General features: G+C 66.2%; 6 protein-coding genes. 4 read left to right on the top strand and 2 right to left on the bottom strand.

Annotated elements, in window-relative coordinates; translation table 11 throughout:
• Positions 1–44: 44 nt before the first annotated feature.
• Together M9H71_RS21730 and M9H71_RS21735 are read right to left on the bottom strand one after the other, a co-directional pair.
• Positions 45–3,410 carry a hypothetical protein gene (locus tag M9H71_RS21730; RefSeq protein ID WP_455406977.1) on the bottom strand — a complete coding sequence of 1,122 codons (3,366 nt, stop codon included), beginning with the start codon at positions 3,408–3,410 and terminating at the stop codon, positions 45–47.
• Positions 3,411–3,659: 249 nt separating this feature from the next.
• Complete coding sequence (locus M9H71_RS21735; RefSeq protein ID WP_455406978.1) at positions 3,660–4,214, bottom strand: TetR/AcrR family transcriptional regulator; 555 nt, start codon at positions 4,212–4,214, stop codon at positions 3,660–3,662.
• Between the two features lie 332 nt (positions 4,215–4,546).
• On the opposite strand from M9H71_RS21735, the gene M9H71_RS21740 reads away from it, so the two are divergent.
• From M9H71_RS21740 to M9H71_RS21755, 4 genes are all read left to right on the top strand, one after another.
• A complete protein-coding gene (locus M9H71_RS21740; protein ID WP_455406979.1) occupies positions 4,547–4,933 on the top strand; it encodes a nuclear transport factor 2 family protein in 387 nt (128 codons plus the stop codon).
• 93 nt (positions 4,934–5,026) lie between these two features.
• Positions 5,027–6,817 carry an acyl-CoA dehydrogenase C-terminal domain-containing protein gene (locus M9H71_RS21745; RefSeq protein ID WP_455406980.1) on the top strand — a complete coding sequence of 597 codons (1,791 nt, stop codon included), beginning with the start codon at positions 5,027–5,029 and terminating at the stop codon, positions 6,815–6,817.
• Positions 6,818–6,971: 154 nt separating this feature from the next.
• Positions 6,972–8,180 (top strand): acetyl-CoA C-acetyltransferase, encoded by a 1,209-nt coding sequence (locus M9H71_RS21750; protein ID WP_013500764.1) that lies wholly within the window; start codon positions 6,972–6,974, stop codon positions 8,178–8,180.
• A gap of 124 nt (positions 8,181–8,304) precedes the next feature.
• Positions 8,305–10,521: a 3-hydroxyacyl-CoA dehydrogenase NAD-binding domain-containing protein gene (locus M9H71_RS21755; RefSeq protein WP_455406981.1), complete on the top strand. Its 2,217-nt coding sequence runs from the start codon at positions 8,305–8,307 to the stop codon at positions 10,519–10,521.
• The last annotated feature ends 312 nt before the right edge of the window (positions 10,522–10,833 follow it).

Consider the following 10,833-nt stretch of genomic DNA (forward strand, 5'->3'; position numbering starts at 1 on the left):
CGTCCCGGCCGCGACGTCACCATCCAACCGGCGAACGCCGAGGCTCAGCGCGCGGCGCGCTTCGCCGAGCCGTGTTTACCCGCGGTGGCGGGCTGCTCGTCCCAACCGCCGGCCGGAGCCGCCACCTTCACCGCGGCGTCGGGCTGCGGTTCGGGCGTGAAGGTCTGGATCGCCAGCTTGGCGGCCGCCAGCGATTGCGGGTCGAGCCGCTTGCCGACATCGTCGCGCTTGCGGGCAGCGTCCTCGTCGCCCTGGGCAGCGGCGAGAGTGAACCATTTGTACGACTCGGCGAGGTTCTGATCGACGCCGATGCCGCGGGCATACAGGATGCCGAGGTTGAACTGGCTGTCGGTGACGCCGCGCTCGGCCGCCTTGCGGAACCAGGCGGCGGCTGTCCGGTAGTTCGCGCCCTTACTGCCGCCGTCGGCGTACAGCACCGCCAGATTATGCATCGCCTTGGCGTTGCCGCGGTCGGCAGCGGTCGAATATAGCTTGCGCGCCATATCGAGATCTTTCTTCACGCCCAGCCCCTTCTCGTAAAGGGTGCCGATCCGGAAGACCGCCGGCGTGACGCCGGCGTCCGCTGCGCGCTGATACCACTTGGCCGCTTCGTCGTAATTGACCGGCACGCCTTTGCCTTCGGCATAGCGCAGGGCGACCTCGTAGGCCGCTGCGGCGTCGCCCTTCAGAGCGGCGTGGCGCAGCGCCGGGCCGCCGATCGCGTCCGGCAGGCGTTCGGCCGCGGGGATTGCGATGGTGCCGAATGTCTGCGGCGGTGCGCTCGGTGACGACGACGGAATCGTGCCGGTGATGTCGTTGGCGGCGGCGGTCGCCGCAGGCGCGGCCTGCGGTGCTGCCGATGGCGTTGCCGGCGTCGGCGGGTACAGCGACTGCCGTTCGACGGGCGTCGGCGAGATCATCGACGGCGGCGGAGTGACCGGGGCGACCGCCGGCGGTGCAGCGGGCTCGGTCGGATCGCTGTCGGTGTCATCCTCCGGCGCAAGTTGCTTTTCAGGTGCCGGTGCCGGCGCGGACTTCGGTGCGCCGACGCTGGCGACCGGCGGCGCGTCGCCGCTGTCGAACAGCTTCATCGCCATGTGGAAGCTGGACAGCACGATCACCACGACGCTGGCGCCGACCAGCAGCGATTTGACCTTGGAGCCGAGCGTCGAGCCCGGCGTGCCGCCGTCGGGATCCGGCTTGTCGCTGTCGTGCTTCGGTTTGCCGGGCTTGCCGGGTTTGGCCTTTGCGTTGCCGGATCCGGCGGATGCGGCCGCCTGCGCGGCGCGCCGCGCCGCCGCGATGAAGCTGGTGGCATTGGCCGGTTCGGGCTGCGCCGGCGCGATATCGCTCAGCGCGCTTTCGGACGCGGCGATCCGCTCGGACGGCGACACGCGGCCCGGCGGCTTGGTGCCGGGTTCGAGCGGATGATCCGGCGGCAACGCGGCTTCGCGCCGCGGCGGCTGCGGCACGGCGATCACCGGCTCGACCTTGGCGGGCTGCTGTGGGCCTGCGGCCGGTTCGTGCAGATCGTGGAAAGCGCGCGGAGCGCGGGCCGGTGCGACCGGGGCCGGTTCGGCGGGGGCTTTGACCGAACTGAATTCGCGCGGGGCGGCCGCGAACGGCTCGGCGGCCGGATTGGCCATCTCCGGCTGCGGCTGAATCGGCGCCACCACCGGCTCGGCCGGAGTGGAGGCGATCGGGGCGGCAGCGAGGAAAGCCGGCTTGGCCGGCTCCGAGACCGAGACCGGCGGTGGCGCGAGTGGCGGGGCGGCACGGGCCGCGCGCAGATCGCCTTCGATCATCGCCAGGCGGTCGACGACATGGCCGAGGGTGTTGTGTACCGCCTCGAGCGAATCCTGGGTGTGGCGATCGGTCTCCGACTGGCTGAAGCGCATGTCGGAGAGTTCGCGCTTGATGGTGTCGACGAAGCTCGGATCGAGCGCCGGCGCCGGGCTGCGGTCTACCTCGCTCAGCAGTGAAAACTGCGACTGCTGGCGCTCCAGCATCCGCAGAATGTCCTGCAACCCTTCCTCGACCCGGCCGAGATTGGCGCTGCTGCCGCGCTGCTCGGTCGCGGCTTCCATCCGCTCCAACAGATGTGCGACGCGCTGTTCAAGATGTGCGAACGCCGACTGATCGTCGTTGCCGATCGGCAGATGGTCGATCCGCTCCGACAGCGCGCGCACCGCGCTTTCGAGCTGCTCGGTGGATTCGCTGGGCGCCGGGCGCTCGCGGCTTTCGAGCGCCGCGGTCAACGCCGAGATGCGTTGCTCCAGCGCGGCGAACGAGATGCTGTGGCTGTCGGCCTGGGCCAGTTGCTCGATCTTCTCGCCGAGCGTGTGGACGTTGGCGCTGAGCTGCGTCAGCGCTTCGTTGGAGGCGACATTGGAGACGATGCCGCGCAGCGCGCCGATGGCGTTTTCGAGTTGCTGCACAGTGCCGGGATCGTCGGCGTTGCGGACGATCATGTCGATCTTGCCGCCGAGATTGCGGATCGCCTCGTCGAATCCGGCGAGCTGTTCGGCCGGCGTCAGCGAGCGCAGTGCCCCATGGATCTCGCCGAGCGCGCGTTCGATGCCGGCGATGGCCTCGCTGTCGCTGCCATTGGCGCGGCTCTCGTCGAGCCGCTGCGCCAGCGAGCGGATCTCGCCTTCCAGCGACTCGATCGCCTTGCGCGGCATCGCCTCGGTGATGGTCTGGCGGATCTCGGCAAGATCGGCGCGGAATGCGGCGATCGATTGCTCGACCTTGTCCGAACGCTGCAGCGCGTCGATCTGGCTGGTGATCTTGTGGAGTTGCTGCTCCAGGCTGTTGAAGTCCGGCCCCGCGGGCGGGGTCATCGCCGGCGCGATCGGCGGCGCAAACGATGCCGGCTGTCGCGGCATCCGGCTGGCCGCGGCGTCGAGCTCACTCTGCCGGGCCGCGATTTCGGCGACGGCCTTGTCGAGCGCGTTCGGGTCGAGCGTCGGCGAGGGATACACCTGCGCAGCGGCGCGTTCGACGCGGTCGGTCGGCGTCTGCGGCGACACCGCAGCGGCCTCGGCTGGCCGCTGCGTCTGCTTCGGCTCGGTGATCCGCGCCAGGCGGGCGTCGAGCCGCGAGATCGCGTCGTTGAGCTGACGGGCGACCGGCGGCTCGCTGCGCGCCGGGGTGCGGGACATGCGATCGATCTGGTGGGCGATGGCGTCGAGCCGTTGATGGATTTCAGCGACTTCGCTGGCGCTGCGCTCCGGCATCGTCGGGCGGCCGGGGATGTGCGGGCGATCGGCCGCAGGCTGCGGCGCAGCTTCGCCGATTTGAGCATTGATCCAGTCGGTGAGCGACATACCGGCGCGCTTCGCGGCGGCCTCGGCCTTCTCGCGCACTGACGGCTCGATCTCCTCGATACTCCACGACACGCGATTCATGCCCTTGTCCGCACCCGAGCCGGCCCACGGCCGCGCCTGCAAACATTCCGCGTTCCGTTCCAGCGAACATCGACACGACGCGGGAGTCTGCTTCTGGGTCGACTTTTTCCCGTTAGGGTAAATAGCGGGTTAAGGATCGGGGCGGTCGGCAGAGAAACTTAACGATCGAGGCGAAAGTCCGCGGTTTCCCAGTGATTTTCCAGGCGTCGCGCGCTGCTGTGGCGCCGAATATTACCGCAGAACTCGCTATCAGCCCGCTCGGGTAAACAGGGCGCTCAGGTCGTCGATGTCGGATTCGGTGACCGCGTTCAGCGACGGGTTCATCACCGCGGTCTGGCCGATATAGGCCCAGTACAGGAACTCGGCCCGTGGCCGAGCCCGGCGGCTCTCGACCCCGGCCTCGATCATCAGCTTGGAGAGATACTCGACCCGCCGGGCATCGACCGAGGCGACCATTTGGGCGGCGGCCGGATCGGTCGCGGCGAGTTCGCGGATCGCGCGGTCGAGGCTCCGGTCCTCGTTGAAGGCGAGCTTCATCAGATGCGTGAGCCGGGCCGGGCCGACGATCGCCGCATCGATGTCGCGAAATACCTGCTCGGTCACACGCTCCTTCCAGAGCTGCAGGAGCTGGGTACGGAAGTCGGTCGCGTCCTTGAAGTGCCAGTAGAAGCTGCCGCGCGACACGTCCAGGCCGGCCGCGAGATCGCCGACCTTGAGCGCATTGGCGCCGTGGCGGGCGAGTGTGCGCAGCCCGTGGGCGAGCCAGTCCGCGCGTGTCAGCCGGTCTTTGGTATCCGAATCCATATAGGTACCATACACGCGTGTATTGACACGGCCAAGCCGCGCGATTAGATGCCATTCAGAGATGTATGGAGATGATCCGGCAGGCTGCGGTTCTGCGGCCGCTGGAAATCATCACATCGGAGGAGCGCTCGTGCACGCCATGTTGGTCCAGCGGCCGATGGTCGACCTGTTCCGATCCATCATCCCGGTATTTCTCGAAAATTTGCAGACCTGTCGGCGCGTGCGCGCGCCGCGGCGTCATAGCGCTTGATGTCTCGGCCGATGATGGTCGAACATCCGCTCCGCCTTGCGTCTTCGCCGCCTTCTAGTCTCGCCAATCCGGAGAACTGCTAATGGCCTTGAACGGGCTCGACGCTTGGTATGCCTTCATGAAGTCCCACGATGCAGCGGCACTGTGGGATCTGCTGCATCCCGATGCGGTGTTCGAAAGCCCGGTGGTTCACACCCCGCAGGTCGGTCGCGACATTGTGTTCAAGTATCTCAAGGGCGCCGAGAAGGTGCTCGGCGGACCGGGCTTCACCTATGTGGGCGAATGGCGCAGCGATAACGGCGCCGTGCTCGAATTCGAGAACGTGATCGACGGCATCAAGATCAACGGCGTCGACATCATTACATTCGCCGACGACGGGCGTATTACCCACTTCAAGGTCATGGTAAGACCCCTGAAAGCGATCAACCTGCTGCATCGTTTGATGGGAGAACAGCTGGCGCGGCAATAAGCGCGGCAGCGACTGGTCGAATTCATCACGCCGTCGTCTGAAGTTGGTTCGGGCGGCGCATACTTCACACCTGATCCCGATCGAGAGACCCGCATGACGATCTACAAGGCCCCGGTTGAAGAAGTCGGCTTCCTTCTCAACGACGTTTTTCAGTTCGATCGCTACAACAATCTGCCCGGGTTCGCCGATGCCGCTGCCGATGTGCGCGACGCGATCATCAACGAGGCGGCGCGGCTGAGCCAGGAAGTGCTGCACCCGCTCAACGCGGTCGGCGATCACGAAGGCTGCAAGCGCAACGACGATGGCAGCGTCACCACGCCGAAGGGTTTCAAGGACGCCTACAAGCAGATCGCCGAAGGCGGCTGGATGGGCTTGTCGTCGCCGACCGAATATGGCGGCCAGGGGCTGCCGATCACGCTGACCCAGACGGTGCAGGAGTTTCTGAATTCCGCCAACATGGCGTTCGCGATGTATCCGGGGCTGACCATGGGCGCCGCGGCGGCGCTGACGGTGCACGGCTCGCCGGAGCAGAAGCAGACCTATCTGCCCAAGATGGTGTCCGGCGAATGGACCGGCACCATGAATCTCACCGAGCCGCAGTGCGGTACCGATCTCGGTCTGCTGCGCACCAAGGCGGTGAAGCAGGCGGACGGCAGCTACAAAATCACCGGTACGAAGATCTTCATCTCGGCCGGCGAGCACGATATGGCCGACAACATCATCCATCTGGTGCTGGCGCGGATCGAAGGCGCGCCCGCGGGTATCAAGGGTATTTCGCTGTTCGTGGTGCCGAAATTCATGGTCAACCCGGACGGCACCGTCGGCGCCCGCAACGGCGTGATGTGCGGCTCGATCGAGCACAAGATGGGCATCCACGGCAACGCCACCTGCACCATGAACTACGACGGCGCCACCGGCTGGCTGGTCGGCGAAGAGAACAAGGGCATGCAGGGCATGTTCGTGATGATGAACGAGGCTCGCCTCGGCGTCGCCGTGCAGGGCCTGGCGCAGTCGGAAGTCGCGTATCAGAATGCCGTCGAATACGCGCGCGAACGACTGCAGGGCAGGGCGCTGTCGGGGCCGAAGGCGACCGACAAGCCGGCCGATCCGATCATCGTGCATCCCGATATCCGCCGCGCGCTACTGACGATGCGCGCCTTCAACGAGGCGGCGCGGGCGCTGGTGCTGTGGACCGCGCTGAAGAGCGACGTCGCGCATCGCTCCAGCGACGCCAAGGAGCGCCAGTCGGCCGATGATCATCTCGGCCTGATGACGCCGGTGCTGAAGGGCGTGCTGACCGACGGCGGCTTCGCCAATGCGGTCGCGGCCCAGCAGGTCTATGGCGGTCACGGCTACATCGCCGCCAACGGCGTCGAGCAGTTCGTCCGCGATGCCCGCATCGCGATGATCTACGAAGGCGCCAACGGCATTCAGGCGCTCGACCTGGTCGGCCGCAAGCTGCCGCGTGACGGCGGGCGCGCCGTGATGGCGTTCTTCGCCGAGGTCGGTGCCTTCGCCAAGGAGCACGGCGGCGACGAGGCGATGAAGCCGTTCGTCGCACCGCTGTCGACCTCGCTCGGCCACCTGCAGAAGGCCACCACCTGGCTGATGATGAACGCCATGGCGCAGCCCGACAATGCCGGCGCCGCCGCCACCGACTACATGCATCTCTTCGGCCTGGTGGCGATGGGCTACATGTGGGCCAAGATGGCCAAGGTGGCGCAGGACAAGATCGCGGCCGAGGGCGCGACGCCCTACCTGACCAGGAAGCTGGTCACCGGCCGGTTCTTCGCCGAACGGATGCTGCCGGAGACCGCGCTGCGGCTGACCCGGATCGAAGCCGGCTGCGGCACGCTGATGGAACTGCCGGCGGAAGCGTTCTGACCAACTCCACCGTCATTGCGAGCGTAGCGAAGCAATCCAAGCCGCGCACGAAGTCCGGATTGCTTCGTCGCTCCGCTCCTCGCAATGACGCCCCGACACGCGATTGTTCAATTCGTCCGGCATGCTGAGCACGGACCGAAACGGGAGAGACCCTATGCCCGAAGCCTATATCTACGATCACGTTCGCACCCCGCGCGGCCGCGGCAAGGCCGATGGCTCGCTGCACGAGGTGACCGCGCTGGCGCTCGCCACCGTGCCGCTGAAGGCGCTGAAAGAGCGTAACAACATCAAGAAGGACGTGGTCGACGACGTCGTGATGGGCGTGGTCGATCCGGTCGGCGAAGCGGGCTCGGATATCGCGCGGTTCGCCGCGATGAATGCAGGGCTCGGCGAAGCAGTGCCCGGCGTGCAGATCAGCCGATTCTGCGCCTCGGGCCTCGATGCGGTGAACTTCGCCGCGGCACAGATCATGAGCGGTCAGCACGAGCTGGTGATCGGCGGCGGCGCCGAATCGATGAGCCGCATCGGCCTCGGCGCGTCGGGCGGTGCCTGGCCGATGGATCCGTCGATGGCGATTCCGTCCTACTTCATGCCGCAGGGCGTCTCGGCGGATCTGATCGCCACCAAATACGGTTTCTCGCGTGACGACGTCGACGCCTATGCGGTGCGCAGCCAGCAGCTCGCCGCGAAGGCCTGGGACGAAGGCCGGTTCGACAAGTCGGTGGTGCCGGTCAAGGACATCAACGGCCTGACCATCCTGGCTAAGGACGAACACATGCGCCCCTCGACGACGATGCAGTCGCTGGCGCAGCTGCAGCCGTCGTTCGCGCCGATCGCCGCGATGGGCGGATTCGACGCGGTGGCGATCCAGTCGCATCCGGAAGTCGAGAAGGTCAACTACGTCCATCATGCCGGCAACTCGTCCGGCATCGTCGACGGTGCCGGCGCGGTGCTGCTCGGCAGCAAGGAAGCCGGTGAGAAGCACGGCCTGAAGCCGCGTGCGAAAATCCGCGCCTTCGCCAATATCGGCTCGGAGCCGGCGATGATGCTGACCGGCCCGGTCGACGTCACCAACAAGCTGTTCGAGCGCTCGGGCATGAAGAAGAGCGACATCGATCTGTTCGAACTCAACGAGGCGTTCGCGTCGGTCGTGCTGCGCTACATGCAGGCGTTCGAGATCGACAACGACAAGATCAACGTCAATGGCGGCGCGATCGCGCTCGGCCATCCGCTCGGCGCCACCGGCGCCATGATCCTCGGCACCGTGCTCGACGAGCTGGAGCGCACCGGCAAGGCGACCGCGCTGGTGACGTTGTGCATCGGCGGCGGCATGGGCACTGCCACCATCATCGAGCGGGTGTGAGTATTCGATAGCGCGGCGGGCCGCGCCACGCGCGCCGGCCTGCTCCCTCCCCCCTTGCGGGGGAGGGGAGATGAACAACAACCGCCGCGCCGTAATGGCTGCTGGCAGCGAAGGAGCTAATCAGATGACCTTCAAGAACTTCAAAGTCGAGACCGACGCCGACGGCATTGCGCTCGTCACCTGGGACCTGCCCGGCAAGTCGATGAATGTGCTGGACGCAACGACGATCGAGGAGCTCGGCGCGATCGCGGAAGCGACCACCAAGGACGCCGCGGTCAAGGGCGTGGTGATCACCTCGGCCAAGGACGCGTTCTGCGCCGGCGCCGATCTGTCGATGCTGGAAAGCATGAACCAGCAGTTCGCCCAGATCCGCAAAGAGAAGGGCGAAGAAGCTGCCCAGAAGATGCTGTTCGACGAGAGCCGCAAGCTGTCGCAGATTCTGCGCGGCATCGAGACCTGCGGTAAGCCGTGGGTCGCGGCGATCAACGGTCTGGCGCTCGGCGGCGGCTTCGAAGTCACGCTGGCCTGCCACTATCGCGTCGCAGCCGACAATCCGAAGACCCGGCTCGGCCTGCCCGAGATCAAGGTCGGCCTGTTTCCGGGCGGCGGCGGCACCCAGCGGATTCCGCGCATCGTCGATCCGCAGAACGCGATGACGATTCTGCTCAAGGGCGATCAGATCAAGCTCGACAAGGCCAAGGCGCTGAAGCTGGTCGACGCCGTGGTGCCGGCGGCCGATCTGATCAAGACCGCCAAGGACTGGATCAAGGGCGGCGGCAAGGCGGTGGCGCCGTGGGACGAAAAGGGCTTCAAGCTGCCCGGCGGCCCGGTGTTCTCCAAGCAGGGCATGATGATGTTCCCGGCGGGCAATGCGATCTACCGCCGCGAGACCTACGACAACTATCCGGCCGCGCGCGCGATCATGAGCTGCGTCTATGAGGGCCTGCTGGTGCCGATCGACGTCGCGCTGCGAATCGAGTCGCGCTACTTCGCGCATGTTCTGCAGACCAAGGAAGCGGCGGCGATGATCCGCAGCCTGTTCCTGTCGATGCAGGAGCTGAACAAGGGTGCGCGCCGCCCGCAGGGCGTGCCGCCGACCAAGGTCAAGAAGCTCGCCATCATCGGTGCCGGGTTCATGGGGGCCAGCGTCGGCTACGTCTCGGCCAAGGCCGGCATCGAAGTGGTGCTGATCGATCGCGACCAGGAGAGCGCCGACAAGGGCAAGGCACATTGCCAGTCGGTCATCGAAGGTCTCATCAAGAAAGGCCGCGCCAAGGAGGCCGACCGCGACGCGCTGATGTCGCGCATCACCGCGACCGCAGACTTTGGCGCGATCTCGGATGCCGATCTGGTGATCGAAGCGGTGTTCGAGGATCGGAAAGTGAAGGCCGAAACCTACGCCAAGGCGCAGCCGCTGCTCAAGGAAGGCGCGATCTTCGCCTCCAACACCTCGACGCTGCCGATCAATTCGCTGGCCGAAGAGTTCAAGGATCAGTCGAAGTTCATCGGCATCCACTTCTTCTCGCCGGTCGAGAAGATGATGCTGGTCGAAGTGATCCTCGGCAACAACACAAGCGACGTCACGCTCGCGACCGCGCTCGACTACACCCGCCAGATCGGCAAGACCCCGATCGTGGTGAACGACAGCCGCGGCTTCTTCGCCAACCGCTGCGTGTTGCGTTTCACCGCCGAAGGTCTCGAGATGCTGATGGAAGGCGTTCCGGCGCCGATGATCGAGACCGCCGCCAAGATGGCCGGCATGCCGGTCGGCCCGCTGTCGCTGGCCGACGAGGTGGCGCTCGATCTGATCCTGAAGATCATGAAGGCGACCGAAGCCGACCTCGGCGAACAGGCGGTCGATCAGCAGCAGAAGAAGCTGATGGTCGAGCTGGTCGAAAAGCAGGGTCGGTTCGGCCGCAAGAACGCCAAGGGCTTCTACGTCTATCCGGAGAAGGGCAAGGGGCAGAAGAGCCTGTGGGACGGCATCGCCGCGCTGCAGCCAAAGCACCTCGATCCCGATACCATCGACGTCGAAGAGCTGAAGCAGCGCTTCCTGGCGGTGCAGGCGGTGGAGGCGGCCCGCACGGTCGAGGACAACGTCATCGTCGACCCGCGCGAGGCCGACGTCGGCTCGATCCTCGGCTTCGGCTTCGCGCCGTTCACCGGCGGCACCTTGAGCTACATCGACTTCATGGGCACCAAGGAGTTCGTCGCGCTGTGCCACAAGCTCGAGGGCAAATACGGCTCGCGCTTCACCCCGCCGAAGCTGCTCGAAGACATGGCCAAGACCGGCGACACCTTCTACCACCGCTTCGCCCCGAAGAAGCAGGCGGCGGCGTAGTCAGTTACTGACTCTTTGAGAAGACGAGGTCTCCGGCCTCGAGCACAGCCGGCTCCCTCTCCCGCTTGCGGGAGAGGGGTGGGGTGAGGGCGCCCCAGGCACTGACTCAGCAAGCGCGGACAGGAGTGCCCTCACCCGCCGCGTTTCGCGCGTCGACCTCTCCCGCAAGCGGGAGAGGTGCGCGCTGCCGCTGCGGCGAGGCCTCGTCTCACAACGGTTATAAACAACAAGGGCCGGATCATCGCGATCCGGCCCTTTGTCTTTTCCCGCTACTCCCACTCCGTCATTGCTGTGCATGTTCAACAATTCGGT

The organism is Rhodopseudomonas parapalustris (assembly GCF_053772255.1).

Bases quoted from the DNA above. Each gene is read 5' to 3' on its own strand.
- M9H71_RS21730 (WP_455406977.1), bottom strand. From the start codon at position 3,410: ATGAATCGCGTGTCGTGGAGTATCGAGGAGATCGAGCCGTCAGTGCGC.
- M9H71_RS21735 (WP_455406978.1), bottom strand. From the start codon at position 4,214: ATGGATTCGGATACCAAAGACCGGCTGACACGCGCGGACTGGCTCGCC.
- M9H71_RS21740 (WP_455406979.1), top strand. From the start codon at position 4,547: ATGGCCTTGAACGGGCTCGACGCTTGGTATGCCTTCATGAAGTCCCAC.
- M9H71_RS21745 (WP_455406980.1), top strand. From the start codon at position 5,027: ATGACGATCTACAAGGCCCCGGTTGAAGAAGTCGGCTTCCTTCTCAAC.
- M9H71_RS21750 (WP_013500764.1), top strand. From the start codon at position 6,972: ATGCCCGAAGCCTATATCTACGATCACGTTCGCACCCCGCGCGGCCGC.
- M9H71_RS21755 (WP_455406981.1), top strand. From the start codon at position 8,305: ATGACCTTCAAGAACTTCAAAGTCGAGACCGACGCCGACGGCATTGCG.